This window comes from Marivita sp. NO-S04, from assembly GCF_059070475.1.
Map to the genome: position 1 here is coordinate 3,142,797 of NZ_CM180980.1, position 16,421 is coordinate 3,159,217.

The 16,421-nt window shown below is 59.6% G+C and carries 16 protein-coding genes; 5 read left to right on the plus strand and 11 right to left on the minus strand.

The genetic code is table 11. The features are described 5' to 3' along the window. The first annotated feature begins 27 nt into the window (after nucleotides 1–27). Nucleotides 28–891: an SDR family oxidoreductase gene (locus ACK3EW_RS16065; RefSeq protein WP_493806974.1), complete on the plus strand. Its 864-nt coding sequence runs from the start codon at nucleotides 28–30 to the stop codon at nucleotides 889–891. Continuing rightward, a complete protein-coding gene (locus ACK3EW_RS16070) occupies nucleotides 888–1,520 on the plus strand; it encodes an exopolysaccharide biosynthesis protein (RefSeq protein WP_493806975.1) in 633 nt (210 codons plus the stop codon). Before ACK3EW_RS16065 ends, ACK3EW_RS16070 begins: the two co-directional genes overlap by 4 nt. Here the strand turns inward: ACK3EW_RS16070 and dxs are convergent. The 6 genes from dxs to ACK3EW_RS16100 are packed head-to-tail and all read right to left on the minus strand — an operon-like array spanning nucleotide 1,517 to nucleotide 6,773. Beyond that, nucleotides 1,517–3,442, minus strand: coding sequence for a 1-deoxy-D-xylulose-5-phosphate synthase (gene dxs / locus ACK3EW_RS16075; RefSeq protein WP_493806976.1), 1,926 nt, complete (start codon nucleotides 3,440–3,442; stop codon nucleotides 1,517–1,519). The genes ACK3EW_RS16070 and dxs overlap by 4 nt on opposite strands. Nucleotides 3,443–3,463: 21 nt before the next feature. Next, nucleotides 3,464–4,333 carry a polyprenyl synthetase family protein gene (locus ACK3EW_RS16080; RefSeq protein WP_493806977.1) on the minus strand — a complete coding sequence of 290 codons (870 nt, stop codon included), beginning with the start codon at nucleotides 4,331–4,333 and terminating at the stop codon, nucleotides 3,464–3,466. 9 nt (nucleotides 4,334–4,342) lie between these two features. Further along, the gene (locus ACK3EW_RS16085) at nucleotides 4,343–4,585 is read right to left on the minus strand and encodes an exodeoxyribonuclease VII small subunit (RefSeq protein WP_439118347.1); all 243 of its coding nucleotides are present in this window, start codon (nucleotides 4,583–4,585) and stop codon (nucleotides 4,343–4,345) included. Continuing rightward, entirely contained in the window at nucleotides 4,582–5,508 is a 927-nt protein-coding gene (locus ACK3EW_RS16090; protein ID WP_493806978.1) for a histone deacetylase family protein, read from the minus strand. The genes ACK3EW_RS16085 and ACK3EW_RS16090 overlap by 4 nt, the downstream gene beginning before the upstream one ends. A gap of 52 nt (nucleotides 5,509–5,560) precedes the next feature. After that, entirely contained in the window at nucleotides 5,561–6,262 is a 702-nt protein-coding gene (locus tag ACK3EW_RS16095) for a response regulator (RefSeq protein WP_085628362.1), read from the minus strand. A 1-nt stretch (nucleotide 6,263) separates the two neighbouring features. Next, nucleotides 6,264–6,773 carry a MarR family winged helix-turn-helix transcriptional regulator gene (locus ACK3EW_RS16100; protein ID WP_085628363.1) on the minus strand — a complete coding sequence of 170 codons (510 nt, stop codon included), beginning with the start codon at nucleotides 6,771–6,773 and terminating at the stop codon, nucleotides 6,264–6,266. Nucleotides 6,774–6,934: 161 nt separating this feature from the next. On the opposite strand from ACK3EW_RS16100, the gene ACK3EW_RS16105 reads away from it, so the two are divergent. After that, the gene (locus ACK3EW_RS16105) at nucleotides 6,935–7,804 is read left to right on the plus strand and encodes a branched-chain amino acid aminotransferase (RefSeq protein ID WP_493806979.1); all 870 of its coding nucleotides are present in this window, start codon (nucleotides 6,935–6,937) and stop codon (nucleotides 7,802–7,804) included. 132 nt (nucleotides 7,805–7,936) lie between these two features. Here the strand turns inward: ACK3EW_RS16105 and ACK3EW_RS16110 are convergent, their stop codons facing one another. From ACK3EW_RS16110 to ACK3EW_RS16130, 5 genes are all read right to left on the minus strand, one after another. After that, the gene (locus ACK3EW_RS16110) at nucleotides 7,937–9,127 is read right to left on the minus strand and encodes an ABC transporter permease (RefSeq protein WP_493806980.1); all 1,191 of its coding nucleotides are present in this window, start codon (nucleotides 9,125–9,127) and stop codon (nucleotides 7,937–7,939) included. 3 nt (nucleotides 9,128–9,130) lie between these two features. Beyond that, on the minus strand, nucleotides 9,131–10,828 hold the full coding sequence (locus tag ACK3EW_RS16115; protein ID WP_493806981.1) for an ABC transporter permease: 1,698 nt from the start codon (nucleotides 10,826–10,828) through the stop codon (nucleotides 9,131–9,133). A 3-nt stretch (nucleotides 10,829–10,831) separates the two neighbouring features. Next, a complete protein-coding gene (locus ACK3EW_RS16120; protein WP_493806982.1) occupies nucleotides 10,832–11,119 on the minus strand; it encodes a DUF1330 domain-containing protein in 288 nt (95 codons plus the stop codon). A gap of 58 nt (nucleotides 11,120–11,177) precedes the next feature. After that, complete coding sequence (locus ACK3EW_RS16125; RefSeq protein WP_493806983.1) at nucleotides 11,178–12,296, minus strand: extracellular solute-binding protein; 1,119 nt, start codon at nucleotides 12,294–12,296, stop codon at nucleotides 11,178–11,180. A gap of 110 nt (nucleotides 12,297–12,406) precedes the next feature. Further along, the gene (locus ACK3EW_RS16130; protein WP_085628369.1) at nucleotides 12,407–13,513 is read right to left on the minus strand and encodes an ABC transporter ATP-binding protein; all 1,107 of its coding nucleotides are present in this window, start codon (nucleotides 13,511–13,513) and stop codon (nucleotides 12,407–12,409) included. 533 nt (nucleotides 13,514–14,046) lie between these two features. Between ACK3EW_RS16130 and ACK3EW_RS16135 the strand changes: the two genes are divergently transcribed. Together ACK3EW_RS16135 and ACK3EW_RS16140 are read left to right on the plus strand one after the other, a co-directional pair. Continuing rightward, nucleotides 14,047–14,706: an ABC transporter ATP-binding protein gene (locus ACK3EW_RS16135; protein WP_085628370.1), complete on the plus strand. Its 660-nt coding sequence runs from the start codon at nucleotides 14,047–14,049 to the stop codon at nucleotides 14,704–14,706. After that, nucleotides 14,684–16,306, plus strand: a complete 1,623-nt coding sequence (locus tag ACK3EW_RS16140) for a KpsE/RkpR family capsule polysaccharide export protein (protein ID WP_493806984.1) — start codon at nucleotides 14,684–14,686, stop codon at nucleotides 16,304–16,306. The genes ACK3EW_RS16135 and ACK3EW_RS16140 overlap by 23 nt, the downstream gene beginning before the upstream one ends. Nucleotides 16,307–16,421 lie beyond the last annotated feature (115 nt).

Here is a 16,421-nt window from a genome sequence, read left to right on the forward strand (position 1 = left end):
TGGAATTTTTAGTACCACGTTCACAATATGGATCAAACTTTACTCTCTCTTGGACACGGCTACAGCGCGGCCTTTCTGGCTCAGCGTCTGTTGCCCAAAGGCTGGAAAATCGCCGGAACAACGCGCGATCCGGACAAATTCCGTGATTTTCATGCCCAAGGCATCACCCCGCTTCTGTGGGACCGTGAAGCTGTTCTGCCGTGGCTTGAGAATGCCAGTCACGTGCTGATCTCCGCCGGTCCGACCGAAGACGGCGATCCAACGCTGGGTCTGCTGAAAGCGGATGTTTCAGCCCAAGCCAAACGGCTTGATTGGGTCGGCTACTTGTCGACAACCGGTGTCTACGGGGATGCGCAAGGCGATTGGGTTGATGAAAGCGCACCGCTGACCCCCGCCACCGAACGCGGCCGCCGCCGGGTCCGGGCAGAGGCAGCTTGGTCCGCGATCCCAGATTTACCACTCCACATCTTCCGGCTGGCGGGGATCTACGGCCCCGGCCGTGGCCCGTTCTCCAAGGTCCGCGACGGCACCGCGCGCCGGATCATCAAACCCGGTCAGGTGTTCAGCCGCATCCATGTCGAAGACATTGCGCAAGTGCTCGAAGCATCCATGCAACACCCCAAACCGGGCACCGTGTATAACCTGTGCGATGACGATCCCGCCCCACCACAAGACGTGATCTTGCACGCCGCGACCCTTTTGGGGGTCGATGCACCGCCAGAATTGCCCTTCGACGACGCAGAGCTGTCGCCCATGGCGCGCAGCTTCTATGCCGAAAGCAAACGAGTCAGGAACGACCGGATCAAATCGGATCTTGGTGTCGCGTTGAAATACCCCGATTACCGGTCAGGCTTGGCCGCCATCCTTGCGCAAGAGCAGGCCAAACAGTGACACCCGATCCGGTCGCTCCACGATCGCTCACCGGCCTTCTGGACACGCTCGACCCCGAAAACCCCGCAACCGGCGCTGAACACCGCCATCATGACGCCCATGAAGGGCTAACAATTCAGGACATGCTCGACCGGGTCGGTGCACGCTCTTTTGGCGCGGCACTCTTGGTTCCGTCTTTGATCCTCGTGTCGCCTTTGTCGATCATACCCTTGATGCCCACCATCGGCGGGCTGGTGATTCTCACCATCTCCATTCAGGCATTTTTCGGACGCGACCACTTGTGGCTGCCTGGGTTTCTCGCCACCAGACGGCTCAGCGGAGCGCAACTGAAACGCGCTGTGGACTACCTACGCAAACCCGCCGCTTGGCTTGACCGCAACAGCCGACACAGGCTGCGCTTTTTGTCCGCGTCACCAATGGACCGGATCGCGCTCTTGGCGGTCATGGTCGTTGCAGCGACGTGGCCTTTTCTGGAAATCCTGCCCATGTTCACATCGATCAGCGCAGGCGGCGTTGCCCTGATCGCCTTTGCGCTGATGGTGCGCGACGGATTTGTTCTGATTGCAGGTTATACCGTTCTGGGGCTGTCGCTGGCGGTGGTCGCCGCTTTGATCAGCGGGATCTTCTAAGCCCGTTTGCCAATCGCGGCGACGCCTAAAACATCCAGCACCTTTTTCTCGATGTCCTCGGCATTCAAACCCGCCACGTCATACATGGCTTGCGGGCTGGCTTGATCAATGAAGATGTCCGGAAGAACCATCGAGCGGAACTTCAGCCCCGTGTCGAACACCTCGGCCTCGGCCAGCAGTTGCGCAACATGGCTGCCAAAACCACCGATGGCACCTTCCTCGATGGTGATCAGCGCCTCGTGGTCTGCGGCCAGCTGGAGGATCAAATCCTCATCCAGCGGCTTGGCAAAGCGCGCGTCTGCCACGGTCGGACTGATGCCCTTGGCCTCAAGCGCCTCACAGGCGGTCAGAACTTCACCCAAACGCGTGCCGAAAGACAGGATTGCAACCTTGCTGCCTTCACGGATCATTCGCCCTTTACCAATTGGTAAAACTTCACCGCGCTCCGGCATTTCAACGCCCTGCCCCTCGCCCCGAGGATAGCGGAACGCGATGGGCCCTTCATCATGCGCCACTGCCGTCGCAACCATATGCTTCAGCTCCGCCTCATCCGCCGCTGCCATGACGACAAAGCCTGGCAGGTTCGCAAGATAAGCAACGTCATAGCTGCCCGCATGGGTTGCCCCGTCGGCCCCCACCAGCCCAGCCCGATCAATGGCAAAGCGCACCGGCAGCCGCTGGATTGCAACGTCATGCACAACCTGATCATACCCACGCTGCAAGAACGTCGAATACATCGCACAGAATGGCTTAAGCCCCCCTGCCGCCAATCCGGCGCAAAAGGTCACACCATGCTGCTCTGCAATGCCCACATCAAACGTCCGCGATGGATAGCGTTCCGCAAACAGATCTAGCCCGGTGCCATCCGGCATCGCCGCCGTCACAGCACAAATCATCGGATCATCCGCCGCTTCCTGCAAGAGCGCGTCGGCGAACACCTTGGTATAACTTGGCGCATTGGACGGCGCTTTCTTCTGCTCGCCCGTCACAAGATCGAACTTTGCCCGCGCGTGCCCACGATCAGCGGAATCCTCCGCAGGGCCATAACCCTTACCCTTCTTGGTCACGACATGGATCAGGATCGGACCATGCGCACGGTCCTTGACCGTCCGCAGCACTGGCAAAAGCTGCTCAAGGTCATGCCCATCAATCGGCCCGACATACGAGAACCCAAGCGCCTCGAAGAGCGTGCCGCCCACGGCCATACCCTTGAGCAAATCCTTCGCCCGCTTCGCCCCTTCGCGGAACGGCTCGGGCAAGAAACTCACCGCGCCTTTGGCGGCCTCTTTCAAATCCTGAAACGGCGCACCCGCATAAAGCTGCGACAGGTAGGACGACAGCGCTCCGACAGGCGGGGCAATACTCATCTCGTTGTCGTTCAGAATGACGATCAGCCGCTTTTTCAGATGGCCCGCGTTGTTCATCGCCTCATAGGCCATGCCCGCGCTCATCGCACCATCACCGATCACTGCAATCGCATCGCCATGCCCAGTGTCGCAATTACCCCCCAGATCACGCGCAACGGCAAAGCCCAAAGCGGCAGAGATCGAGGTCGAACTGTGCGCCGCGCCAAACGGGTCGTATGGAGATTCTGACCGTTTGGTAAAACCGGACAGCCCGTTTTCCTGCCGCAAAGTTCCCATACGGTCGCGCCGCCCAGTGAGGATCTTGTGCGGATAACACTGGTGCGACACGTCCCAGATGATCTTGTCGCGCGGCGCATCGAAAATCGCATGCAGCGCAACGGTCAATTCAACCACACCCAGCCCGGCACCCAGATGACCGCCGGTCTTGGACACGGCCGTAATCGTCGCACGGCGTAATTCATCCGCCACCTGCTCAAGCTGGGCATCGGAAAACCGTTTCAGGTCAGCCGGGGAAGAGACCGTATCAAGAAGCGGGGTCTCTGTGGAAAAGGACATATACCGCGCCTCCGGGTCGCATCAGGTGTCGCGCGAGATAACGAACTGCGCCGCCTCATTCAAGGTTTGCGCCCGCGCGCCATAGGGCGACAAGGCATCACATGCGGCCTCGACCAGATCAGACGCGCGCCTCTTTGCACCGTCCAGCCCCAAGAGCGACACAAACGTGGCCTTACCCCGATCTGCATCCTTGCCAACCGCCTTGCCAACTGTAGTCTCATCGCCTTCAACGTCCAGAATATCGTCCGCAATCTGAAACGCGAGGCCGAGGGCAGTGGCGTAGTCGGTCAAAGGCTTGAGGTCGGCCTGCGCCAGCCGCGCCCCTGCCTGTGCCGACCACACGATCAGCGCTCCGGTCTTGCCCGCTTGCAATTCGGTGATCTGGTCCAGCGTCAATGGCGTCTCAGCGGTTTCCGCCAGAATGTCCAACGCTTGGCCTAACACCATGCCTTTGTGGCCTGACGCCTGCGCAAGGCTCAACGCCAGATCGGCCCGCACCGCACCATCGCCATGGCACGCTGGATCAAGCACCAGTTCGAACCCCAGCGTCTGGAGCGCATCCCCCACAAGAACCGCCGTTCCGTCATCCCATTTGCGATGCACCGTGGGCAGACCGCGCCGCAGGTCGTCATCGTCCATGCAGGGCAGATCATCATGCACAAGGCTGTAGGCATGGATCGCCTCAATGGCTGCCGCAGGCCAGATCGCCTGTGCCTCAGGCACGCCGTTCAGCCGCGCGCCTTCCATCACCAGAAACCCTCGCAACCGTTTGCCGCCCGACACCGCGTACCGCATACCATGGATCACCGGCAGGTCAGGTTCCTTCGCCAGAACTTCGTCCAGATGCGCGCCGATCCGGGCAGCATCGCGGCGCAGCGCGTCAGAAAACATCGCCCCGGCTTACTCGGGATCAAAGGGCGCGGTGCCCGTGGGCTTGCCATCGGCATCCAGCGTGATCGCCGCGACCTTTTCCTGCGCCTCATTCAACTTGGCTTCACACCGCTTTTTCAGTGCCGCCCCGCGTTCGTAAAGCGAAATGGATTCCTCAAGCGCCACATCACCGCGCTCCAACTGGCCCACCACCTTTTCAAGCTCGGCCATAGCGGCTTCAAAGCTCATCTCGTCTACAGGTGTGTCACTCATGACGCGGCCTCCATCAGTTCTTCCACATGCGCAAGCGCACTTTCCGCGAGCGCAGACAAATCATAGCCACCTTCCAGAGTCGAGACGATCCGCCCGTCGCACAGGTCTTCCGCCAGTGTGCAAAGCTGTTTGGTCAGCCAGCGGAAATCTTCGGTCGACCACTGCAACTCCGCGAGCGGATCATCCTGGTGCGCATCGAAGCCGGCAGAGATGATGATCAGTTCGGGCTGGAAGGCCCGCAGACGCGGGAACACTTGCGCCTCATAAGCCGCGCGCATCTCGGCGCCGCCAGATCGCGGCGGCAAGGGCACGTTCAGCACGTTGTCATGCGCGCCCCGTTCCGACGGATCACCAGTGCCCGGCCAGAGCGGCATCTGCTGGCTGGTGATGGTCAGCGCCCGCGCTTCGTTCCACAACAAATCCTGTGTGCCATTGCCGTGGTGCACATCGAAGTCCACAACAGCGACACGGCTCAGGCCATGTGCCTCAAGCGCGTGCTTGGCCCCGATGGCGGCGTTGCCGAACAGACAGAACCCCATCGGCGTCGCAGTTTCTGCGTGGTGTCCTGGCGGACGGATGGCACAGAACGCGTTGCCCACCTCTTCGTCCAGCACCAAATCGACCGCCCGGATTACAGCCCCGGCAGCCCGAAGTGCTGCATTCACGCTCCCCGGAGACATCCATGTGTCAGCGTCAAGCTGGTGCAAACCCTCTGCGGGCTGCGCTGCAATAATCGACTCAATATGCGATTGCGGATGCACATACGCCAAATGTGCCGGGTCGACCAAAGGCGCACTTTCGCGGCGCAAATCCAACCCTTGCAACGCGTGAAGCACATGCTCCAGTCGTGCCACCCGTTCGGGGTGCCCGTCCGGTGTCACGTGGTCCAGACACTCCGCATGTGTGATCAGTGCCGTCGCCATACGCGCGCCTTCCTTGCTTCTTCTTTTTCCAAATATGCAAAAATCAAACCCGTCAGTCGGGCGCAAGCATATACCCAGCACCGCGCACCGTTTGCAGGTAGCGCGGCTGTTTCGGATTGTCCTCGAGCTTTCGGCGCAAGCGGGTGATCTGTACGTCCACCGCCCGTTCCTGGCTCTGCCCCCGGTCGCGGCCCAGCTCCTCGACCAATTGTGTGCGGCTCAATGCGGCGCCCGGTTTGGCGGCAAAGATTTTCATCAGCTGAATTTCGGTCGAGGTCAGGCGAACAAGATCTTCGCCACGCCACATTTCGGCCCGTTCCGTATCATAGCGGATCGGCCCGAGGTTGAGGTATTTCGGCGCGCTGTTCGCAGCAGTCTGTTCCGGCATCCGACGCAAAATCGCGTTGATCCGAAGCAACAGCTCCTTCGGCTCGAACGGCTTTGCAAGGTAATCGTCTGCCCCGGCCTCAAGCCCGGCAATGCGGTCCTCGGTCTCGGCGCGCGCGGTCAATAGAAGGATCGGCGTGGTCGAACGCTCCCGAATGCCCCGCGTCAGGCTGATCCCATCTTCGCCCGGCATCATCACATCCAGAACAATCAGGTCGAAATCCAGCCCTGACAGAATGCGTCGGGCATGAGCGGCATCACGGGCTGCGCTGACAAGAAAGCCGTTGCGGATCAGGAATTTCTGCAACAACCCACGGATACGTTCGTCGTCATCGACAATCAGCAGGTGTGCATCGGGCTCAGCCATTTCAGCGTCCTTCCCGCATCGCGATATAGGCGCGCTTCATGTCTTCATCCATCATAGCTTCGAGAACAGTCTTGAAGCCGGCAACCGCCTCTGGTCCGGCCTTGCGATAGGCATCCCGCATGCGGGCGCGCTGTGCGTCAGACAATTGCTGTTCCAGCGCTTCTCCAGCTTCGGTCAGGGTCAAATGCCGCTCTCTCTTGTCGCTGCGTCCTACATGGCTTGTCACAAGACCATCTTCGATCAAAGTGCGCAACACACGGTTCAGAGATTGCTTGGTGACGCCAAGAATAGCGAGCAGATTGTTCACCGTGGTGCCGGGGGCGCAATGGATAAAATGAATGGCCCGGTGATGGGCCCGGCCATAGGACATACCCTCGAGAATGCGGTCCGGGTCAGCTGTGAACCCACGATAAGCAAAGAACATCGCTTCGATCCCCTGCCGCAGCTGTTCGTCCGTGAGATAGAGCAGCGCCTGCCCGCTTGATCCACTTTGGGTGGGTCCGTCCGCCATGGTCCGTCGTCCAATCCGTCTTTTTGTTACCCTCGAAAATACGTCAGTCTTATTGACATTCCAAGGCTCAAATGGTAGCGAATCTGAGTTTTGGCGCAATATTATGTCCGATGCGGACCTAATCTGCGCAATTTATGAAAATCCGGGCGAGGAGAATTGAAATGGCCGGAACCTATGACGACCGCGACGGCAAGATCTGGATGGATGGCCAGCTCATCGATTGGCGCGACGCAAATGTCCACATCCTGACCCATGCGATGCACTATGCCAGCTCGGTCTTCGAAGGCGAACGTGCGTATAACGGCAAGATTTTCAAATCGCGCGAGCATTCAGAGCGGCTCAAGCGGTCAGCGGAAATGATTGACTTCGAAATCCCCTATACGGTGGACGAAATCGAAGCAGCCAAGAAAGTGGTTCTCGAAGCCAACGGTCAGTCCGATGCGTATGTGCGCGCGGTCGCATGGCGCGGCGTGGGCGAAGACATGGGTGTCGCGTCGGCGCGCAACCCGGTCCGCATGGCCATCGCAAGCTGGGAATGGGGCGCCTATTACGGCGATGCCAAGATGAAGGGCGCCAAGCTCGACATCTCCAAATGGAAGCGCCCATCGCCAGAAACCATCCCGAGCCACGCCAAGGCGGCGGGTCTCTATATGATCTGCACCATGTCCAAACACGCGGCTGAGGCCAAAGGCTGCTCGGACGCGATGATGTTCGACTATCGCGGCTATGTGGCCGAAGCGACAGGCGCGAACATCTTCTTCGTCAAGGATGGCGAAGTGCACACGCCGACACCCGACTGCTTCCTCAACGGCCTGACCCGTCAGACGGTGATCGGTATGCTCAAAGAGCGCCAGGTGAAGGTCCATGAGCGCCACATCATGCCGGAAGAACTTGAAGGTTTCGAGCAGTGCTGGCTCACCGGCACGGCTGCTGAGGTCACTCCGGTTGGAAAAATCGGCGACTACAACTTCGAAGTGGGATCGCTGACCCGCGAGATCGCGGAAGGTTACGAAAAGCTCGTTCGCAGCTGATCTCGACCTTAGTCAAAGAAAAGGCCCTGCATGGTGGTGCAGGGCCTTTTTTTTTGAGCGAAAAGACTTTTGCAAAAGCCTTCGCCTGCATTTTCAAAAATGCGGAAAAGCCGCTTCCAAGCGGCTTTCCCCTTATCCCGGTGACATGCCCCGGAGCCGCTCGGACCGGCGGCGCAGGATCTCAACCGAGGTCAGCAGGCAGATCGAGATACCAACAAGGATCGTTGCGGCGGCAAGGATCGTCGGCGAAATCTGCTCGCGCAGACCGCTGAACATCTGCCACGGCAGAGTCTGCAACTCGGCCGAGCCGATGAACAGCACCACAACCACCTCGTCGAACGAGGTGATGAAGGCGAACAGACCCCCCGAGATCACCCCCGGCAGGATCAGCGGCATCTGCACCTTGAAGAAGGTGGTCACAGGGTTTGCGCCCATATTGGCAGCAGCCCGTGTCAGAGACCGGTCAAAGCCCACCAGCGTGGCCGTCACGGTGATGATAACAAACGGAATACCCAGCACCGCGTGCGCCAGAACGATACCCCAATAGGTGCCGACCAGACCAATTTTGGAGTAGAAGAAATACATCCCCGTAGCCGAGATGATCAGCGGCACGATCATCGGAGAAATCAGGATCGCCATGATCGCCCGCTTGCCCGGCACGTGGCTCTGGCTCAGGCCGATGGCCGCCAGTGTGCCCAAAGACACCGAGATCAACGTCGCAACCGGAGCCACCATCAACGAGTTCTTGACCGCGTTTGTCCATTCCGGGTTGGTCAGGAAGTCACGGTAATGTTTGAGGCTATAGCCCGCCGGATCGAAAGCCAGCATTTCCGGCGTGAACGTAAAGAAGTCCTCGGCGTTGAATGACAGCGGCATCACGACGATGATCGGCGTGATCAGGAAGACAAAGATCGCACCGCACAGCACGCGAAACGAATAATGCCACAGGACCTGTCCGCCAGTGAGGTAGGGCACCAAATGTGCGCGGTATCGCCCCATACCGATCCAGTAGATGAACCAGCCGAAGAACCAGCCAAAAAGGCCGCCCATGATCAGGCCCGGAATGCCGTTGAAGAGAAACCCCGCGACAGCCGCCACGGCGATCATGCCCCAGCGCACCGGCTTTTCCAGCGCTTCACCCAGCACCTGCATGGCGACAAAGGCCAGTGCTGCCATTAAAGCGGCACCAACAAGGATACCCAACAGGCCCGACCCTTGCGCGGTGCCAAGGAACAACCCGGCAAACCCGCCTGCAGCGGCCAGAACACCGGCAGTGAACCCGATGGGCTTTTTCTCGATCGGTGTGAGAATGGCTTCCGACATGGCTCAGCCCCCCAATTTCACGTTGTCGATGCCGACGATCCGGTCGTAGGCCCAGTATAGAAGCAGAACCACCACCAGCAGGATCGTCCCCAATGCGGCCGCAAGACCCCAGTTGAGCGAGCTTGAGATGTGATACGCAATCCGGTTCGAAATGAAGATACCCGATGTCCCGCCCACGATTTCCGGCGTGATGTAGTAGCCGATGGACAAGATGAACACGAGGATCGATCCCGCACCGATGCCCGGGATGGATTGCGGGAAATAAACGCGCCAGAAGGTCGTCCAGTTGGTCGCACCCAGCGATTTTGCCGCCCGCACGTAGGTTTGCGGAATAGTCGACATCACCGAATACATCGGCAAGATCATGAACGGCAGCAAGATGTGCGTCATCGCCACGATGGTGCCGAACTGGTTGTTGATCATCGTCAATCGTGCATCGTCCGCCACAAGCCCCAGCCAGACCAGAGTGTCGTTGATCACACCTTGCTGTTGCAGCATCACCTTCCACGCAGAGGTGCGCACCAGAAGCGAGGTCCAGAACGGCAGCAGAACGAGGATCATCAGCAGGTTTGCCGTGCGCGATGGCAGGTTCGACAGCAAGTAAGCGATTGGATAGCCCAGCAGGATACAGCTGATCGTGATCACCATACTCATGAACATTGTGCGTTGGAACAGCAGGCCGTAGATGCGTTCATCCTCGTCGCGCAGCGCCGGACCTTCAGGCGTTTTCTGCATGTCGACGGAGTTCAGGAAATACCCTGATGTATAGGACGGGCTGTACGTCTTGATGGTCTGCCAGATTTCAGGATCGACCCAGTCTTCATCGATCTCTTCCAACCCGTCGCGAAACGCGATGGTCTCGAAATCCGGGCTTGCGACCAGTGCCGCAGCAGCTTGGAGCATGTCAGATCGCGGGCCAGTGTAGCCGCTGACATCACCTTCCGAAAGATCCTGATACAGCGCGGTGTGCACCACTGTCCAAGGCTCTTCCTCCAGAGGGCTGTCGCCCTCTTCGGTTTGCATGAAACGTGCGAAAATCTGATAGGAGGCGGCGGTGCGCGGCAGAACATCGGCAATGTCAGAGCGCAGTTCGAACGCGGGCATTGTGCCCGATCCATCCCAGCCCTCTTGCGCCGCGATCCAAGCGGGGTCGCCCATCAACTCCGCCCACGGGCGGGCTTCGTCCCAATCACCGTTCAAATCTTCGAATTGGTCTTGGTAAACCTCACCGATATCGTCGACCCCACGTCCTGATTTACGGAACAGCGATGAAGCGCCAGTCTGTTCGTAGTTCAGACGCGACCCTAGCCGGGTGTGCAGCTTGCGTTCGGCGGCGTAAAACACATCGTAATAGGCCGCCTCGAACACCTCGTCGCGCGGCACGCCGCCAGCAGCGGCATCGTAATCGGCCAGAGCCGCCACAGTTCGGGGCATTGTATCGCGCACGATCTGGTTTTCCACAGACCGGAAGAGCATGTCGCCGATCGGCGCGATAAAGCTGACCAGAACGAAAATCAAAAGCGGTGCGATCAGGGCAAGGGCCCGCAATTTCTGCGCACGCAAAGCTCGGTTAAGGGATTGTTTCAGCGGTCGGCCGTCCGCAGCAAGAACCGGGCCGTCATTGGCCTTGTCCGCTGCGCGCAGCGCATTGTCGGGCGTCGGGCCCGTGATCTTGTCGGGTTCGGTTGCTGCGTCCGTCATGGCTCAGGTGCCCTCGACTAGGATGATTGTGCTTGTAGCGGTGAGACGGCGAATCTCTGCGACCTCTTGATAGGCTGGGTCGTGATACGCGCGCGTTGCTGTCTCGAAATCGTCGAATTCAATGACGACGTGGCGATTCTGTGTCTCGCCTTCCATCGTTTCGGATTGTCCGCCCCGGACAATGAATTTTGCGCCGTAGCTTTCAAGGATCGGCGTGTCACGCTCGATATACTCCTTGTAGGCTTCGGGATTGTTCACCGTGATATGGCCGATGATATAGCCTTTGGGCATCAGACTGTCCTTTTGGTGCGGGATGGGCCAACAGGCCCATCCCAAAGCCGTCAAAGGCTTATTGTGCCAGCCACGCCTGGAACTTCGCGTCGATATCGTCGCGATAGTCAGCCCAGAACTCGTAGTTGTAGAGGAACGTGTTGGTCGCGTTGTTCGGATCGGTCGGCATATGCGGTGCCATTTCGATACCAAGCTCTGCGTGTGTGGACACCAGCGGTGCGGAAGACGCACGTGCGGGACCGTACGAGATGTACTTGGCCTGATCAGCCAAACGCTGGGTGTCGGTCGCGAAGCGAACGAAATCCATCACGCGGGCCAGACGGTCTTCCGGAAGATCCGCCGGGATGATCCAACCGTCAAGGTCGAACACCTGCGCGTCCCACATCATGCCGATGGGCTGGCCCTGCTCGACGATGGCAGAGAACAGACGACCGTTATAGGTCGAACCCATGAAGACCTCGCCATCTGCCAGAAGCTGTGGCGTGTCTGCGCCAGCGTTCCACCAGATCACTTCGTCTTTGATGGTGTCGAGCTTGGCCAGAGCCTGGTCCTGACCTTCGTCAGTTTCCAGAACGTCATAGACGTCTGCTTTGGCAACGCCGTCACAAAGAAGCGCCCATTCCATGTTGTTGATCGGGCGCTTTTCCAGCGCGCGCTTGCCCGGATAGGTTTCCAGATCGAAAACCGAGCAGATGTCGGACGGCGGCTCTACACCGGCCGGGACCATGTCTGTGCGGTAGCCGAAGGTCGTGGAGTACACGATCTGCGGGATGTAGCAGTCGGACACGATGAGATCGCCGAAGTCATCCGATGCCGGTGTGCCATCGGGGGCCGCTGCCAGCATTTCGTCATGGTCGATTTCCATCGCCAGACCTTCGTCGCAAAGGCGAATCGCATCAGCCGCAACAACGTCGACCAGATCCCAGGTGACGTTGCCAGCTTCGTTCATAGCGCGCAGCTTTGCCACGGCTTCAGCCGAGCTTTCGTCCCAGGAGGCGCTGACATCCGGGTTCATCTCGATATACGGCGCAACATAAGCGTTCTGCTGCGACGCCTGGTAAGCACCGCCCCAGCTGACAAGTGTCATGTTGTCGGCCATACCATGGCCTGCTGCATAGGCACCTGCAGCGGCAACGGTAAGTGCGCTGGTCGCCAAAAGTGTTTTAGACAGTTTCATTCATATTCTCCCGTTCGACCCGGTTATGACAGATGGCGCTGGCGGTCGGGCCGAACCAGCAACGCCTGTAATGACACGGGGGGACACAGATCACCCCCGCGACAATCTTGCTAGTTAGACGCGTCGAGGGCCCGGCAATCGTCGGGCAGCCACCCGATGTCGATCTGCGTTCCCGGCTCCAGTCGCACCTGATCCGGCGCGTTCCGCGTTTTAATGACGAATTCGTCATTGCCCGCCACCTTGAGCCGAGTGCGGAAGATGTCGCCCATGTAAACGAACTCGAGCACTTCCGCCTTGAGCGTATGTGCACCTTCCTGCAAGCGGTCTTTGTTGATCTCGACCCGCTCCGGCCGGATCGACACGCGGGTGCGTTCGCCAACCTTGCTGACATTGACCGGCTTCGCGTCGATCAGCCCGCCATCGTCAAGCTGCACGACGCACCGCTCACCCTTGATCTCGCGGATGGTGCCTTCGAGCGTGTTATTCTCGCCGATGAACTGCGCGACAAAGCTATTTTGCGGCTTCTCGTAAAGCTCGTCGGGCGGGGCCAACTGCTGAATGCGTCCATCGTCAAAGACGGCAACGCGGTCCGACATGGTCAACGCTTCGGTCTGGTCGTGGGTCACGTAGACCACAGTGATGCCCAGACGGTGCGCAAGGTGCGTGATCTCGAACTGCATTTTTTCGCGCAGCTGCTTGTCCAGCGCGCCCAGCGGTTCGTCCATCAGAACCAGCTCTGGTTCGAACACCAGCGCCCGCGCCAACGCGATCCGCTGCTGCTGACCACCCGACAATTGCGCTGGACGGCGGCCCCCAAAGGCCCCCATCTCAACCATGTCGAGCGCCCGCTTGACCTTGGCTTCGCGGTCGGACTTGCCGATCTTGCGCACCTCAAGCGGAAAACTGAGGTTCTCCGCGATGGTCATATGCGGAAACAATGCATAATTCTGGAACACCATGCCGATCCCGCGCTTGTGCGGCGGGATGTTGTTGATCGGCTTGCCATCCAGCTTGATTTCGCCGTGGGTCGCTGTTTCGAACCCGGCAAGCATCATAAGGCAGGTGGTCTTCCCCGATCCCGAGGGCCCGAGCATCGTCAGAAACTCTCCCTTCGGCATGGTAAGGTTAAGGTCTTTTACGACTAGCTGTACGCCGTCGTAGCTCTTTTGCACTCGTTCAAATTCGACGAACGCGTCACTGTTTGACGTGTCGGGCAAAAACGAACTCCCTGTTTGGTCCACGGATTGCTTCCGCTTGTCTGGATGAAATAAATCGCGTTGCGGCCCGCATTGCAACACGGTCGTCCAAGTTTCGCGTCCAAACGGACGTCTGCGGGACAATTGAACAGTATTGAGGCAGCAAGTCAGGGAAAACGCCTGCAAAACGAAAGAAGTCAGTCCATTCTCTCATCATAAAATGCGTCACTTTGACTCCATATCGCCCAAATCGCATGCATCTGACTGCTACCAAGCCAGAGTTGCGAAAAGCGCGATAGGCGATTCGCGACGCTTTGTGCGCTGAATATGTCTCCGGATCAGAATCCCGCGGCATTGTACGGACACGCATTCATCCGCTTATAGAATACGGTCTCGTTGCCCCCAGCACCCGCGAGGCGCAGTGCGTCCGATCCGGCTCCATGAACAATACCCGCTTTTTGCTAAGGATTAGCCACAATCCAGCCAAACTCGGCCTCTAAACCCTATGGAAACCAACCCATGCACATCCTGCATGGGGTTGAAGTGGGGGCTCGATGCTTGAATTCGACAATGTGAGCAAATCGTTCTGGACGGGATCGCATCGCAAGGTGATCCTGGACCGGGCGTCGTTTCGTGTCGAACTGGGGCAATCGCTGGGGATTCTGGCGCCCAACGGCACCGGCAAGACGACGCTGGTCAACATGATGGCCGGGCTGGAAAAGCCCGATGAGGGCGAGATCCGCAAGACCTGCCGGGTGTCCTTTCCGCTGGGCTTCATGGGCGGAGTGGTCACGCGGCACAGTGCGATGGAGAACTCGCGCTTCATCGCGCGGCTTTACGGGCTCGATCCCGATTACGTGGAGGCCTATTGCCGCTGGCTCTGTGATCTGGGCGAATATTTCGACCAGCCTTTGGGCACTTATTCCTCGGGCATGCGGGCGCGGTTCACCTTTGCCCTGCTGCTGGCGCTCGATTTTGACATCTACCTCGTGGACGAGGGGATGCCGACCTACACCGATGTGGAGTTCAACCGGAAGGCAGGTGATATCCTCGCCGAGCGGCTGCGCACCACCACCATGATCATGGTGTCTCACCAACCCGAAACGCTGGCGCGATTTGTCAGCAAGGCCGCCGTTCTCAAGGATGGCCAATTGCACATGTTCGACAGCCTGGAAGAAGCGAAACAGCTCTATGACTATGAAACCCACAGCTAAGCGCTTTCGCATCCGCCGCAGCGAGCACGGGATGGGCAATGCCCAGATGGCAGCCGCCGGACATCACGCAGCCGCCTCTGCCGCACCTGCGTCCGATGCGCCAAGCCCGCGCATTCAACGGCCCGCCGATGGTGGCGTCGAGCAGGCCTTGCTTGCGATCCGGAACGAAGGTCTGACCGCGCGCCAAGTGCGCATGGCCCGGCGGATCGCCCAGAAGCACGGGCTTGATCCAAGCACCGATTACGAAGCCGTCTATCTGCTGCGCCTCAAAGGCATCGACCCGTTTCAGCGCGAAAATGCATTGGACCTCATGCTTCCTGCAGACGCGGCGTCCCAGCCCAAACGCAAGGCCCCAGTCGCCGATCAGCCTTTGGGCCAGCAGCCACAGCTACCGCAAGCCGTGCGCGCAGATGCCCGCAATCTCCCCGCCACCGACACGCGCAGCCCGGCGGAACGTCGGGCGCAAGAGATCACCGTGATCCAGAAAGACATGGCGCGCCGCAGGCGGCGTCGGATGCGGATGCTCTTTGCGCGCCTTGCCGCTTTCGTCCTGCTGCCGACCATCGTTGCTGGCTGGTATTTCTTCACCCTCGCCACCCCGATGTACGCCTCGAAATCCGAATTCCTCATCCTCAAGGCCGAGACCAGCAGTGGTGGCATTGGTGGGCTCTTCTCGGGCACGCAATTTGCCACCAATCAGGACGCCATCGCGGTGCAAAGCTATCTCACCTCCAAGGACGCCATGCTGCGCCTCGACGGGGATGAAGGGTTCGGGTCGCATTTCTCGCAGCCCGAGATCGACCCGCTGCACCGGCTGGAGCCGGATGCCACCGCCGAAGACATGTACAAGCTCTACAAGAAATACGTCCAGATCGGCTATGATCCGACCGAGGGTGTGATCCGCATGGAAGTGGCCGCCGCCGATCCGCAGGTGGCCGCCGATTTCTCGACCGCGCTCATTGGCAATGCCGAGGAACGGGTCGACAACCTGACGGCCCGCAAGCGCGAGAACGCGGTCAAGGATGCCGAGCTGGGTCTGACCGAGGCCGAACAGGCCCGCCGCACGGCGCAGGAGAGGCTGGTGCGCCTGCAACAAGACAGCGCCGTGCTCGACCCCCGCGCCCGCATCGGGGCACTGCAGGGCCGGATCGAAACCGTCGAGACGGAAATTCAGGAAAAGAACCTGCAGCTGCAGGCGCTGATGGACAATGCCCGCCCCAACCGCAGCCGCGTCGAAGGGGTGGAGGCCGACATCCGCCGTCTTGAAACCCTCAAGGCCGAGATCAATGCCGAGATGACAGCGCAAAGCGCAGGCGCCGGATCGCTGGCGGAAACCGCGGTGCAGATCCAACTGGCCGTGGCAGACCTCACCACCCGCGACATGATGCTGTCCGCAGCCCTCGAACGGCTGGACCAGGCCCGCCGCGACGCCGACAGCCAGGCGCGGTATCTAACCACTTCGGTCTACCCCCTGCCCTCGCAGGACCCAAGCTACCCCCGCGCCTTCGAGAACACGTTGCTGACCTTCCTCGTCTTCTCCGGCATCTACCTGCTCATCTCCCTCACCGCCTCCATCCTCAGGGAACAGGTCGCCAACTGAAGCACAGGCGGAGCGTCAGCGCTCCGCCAAAACGCCACGGCGGGTTTTCCACGCAACCCGAAGCGGACACAAACTGCCCCAGGTGACAACCCGGAACGCCCGCCCTATAAGGCGC

Coding starts and splice junctions, on each gene's coding strand:
- ACK3EW_RS16065 (WP_493806974.1), top strand. CDS start 28: ATGGATCAAACTTTACTCTCTCTTGGACACGGCTACAGCGCGGCCTTT.
- dxs (WP_493806976.1), bottom strand. CDS start 3,442: ATGTCCTTTTCCACAGAGACCCCGCTTCTTGATACGGTCTCTTCCCCG.
- ACK3EW_RS16080 (WP_493806977.1), bottom strand. CDS start 4,333: ATGTTTTCTGACGCGCTGCGCCGCGATGCTGCCCGGATCGGCGCGCAT.
- ACK3EW_RS16085 (WP_439118347.1), bottom strand. CDS start 4,585: ATGAGTGACACACCTGTAGACGAGATGAGCTTTGAAGCCGCTATGGCC.
- ACK3EW_RS16090 (WP_493806978.1), bottom strand. CDS start 5,508: ATGGCGACGGCACTGATCACACATGCGGAGTGTCTGGACCACGTGACA.
- ACK3EW_RS16095 (WP_085628362.1), bottom strand. CDS start 6,262: ATGGCTGAGCCCGATGCACACCTGCTGATTGTCGATGACGACGAACGT.
- ACK3EW_RS16100 (WP_085628363.1), bottom strand. CDS start 6,773: ATGGCGGACGGACCCACCCAAAGTGGATCAAGCGGGCAGGCGCTGCTC.
- ACK3EW_RS16105 (WP_493806979.1), top strand. CDS start 6,935: ATGGCCGGAACCTATGACGACCGCGACGGCAAGATCTGGATGGATGGC.
- ACK3EW_RS16110 (WP_493806980.1), bottom strand. CDS start 9,127: ATGTCGGAAGCCATTCTCACACCGATCGAGAAAAAGCCCATCGGGTTC.
- ACK3EW_RS16115 (WP_493806981.1), bottom strand. CDS start 10,828: ATGACGGACGCAGCAACCGAACCCGACAAGATCACGGGCCCGACGCCC.
- ACK3EW_RS16120 (WP_493806982.1), bottom strand. CDS start 11,119: ATGCCCAAAGGCTATATCATCGGCCATATCACGGTGAACAATCCCGAA.
- ACK3EW_RS16125 (WP_493806983.1), bottom strand. CDS start 12,296: ATGAAACTGTCTAAAACACTTTTGGCGACCAGCGCACTTACCGTTGCC.
- ACK3EW_RS16135 (WP_085628370.1), top strand. CDS start 14,047: ATGCTTGAATTCGACAATGTGAGCAAATCGTTCTGGACGGGATCGCAT.
- ACK3EW_RS16140 (WP_493806984.1), top strand. CDS start 14,684: ATGACTATGAAACCCACAGCTAAGCGCTTTCGCATCCGCCGCAGCGAG.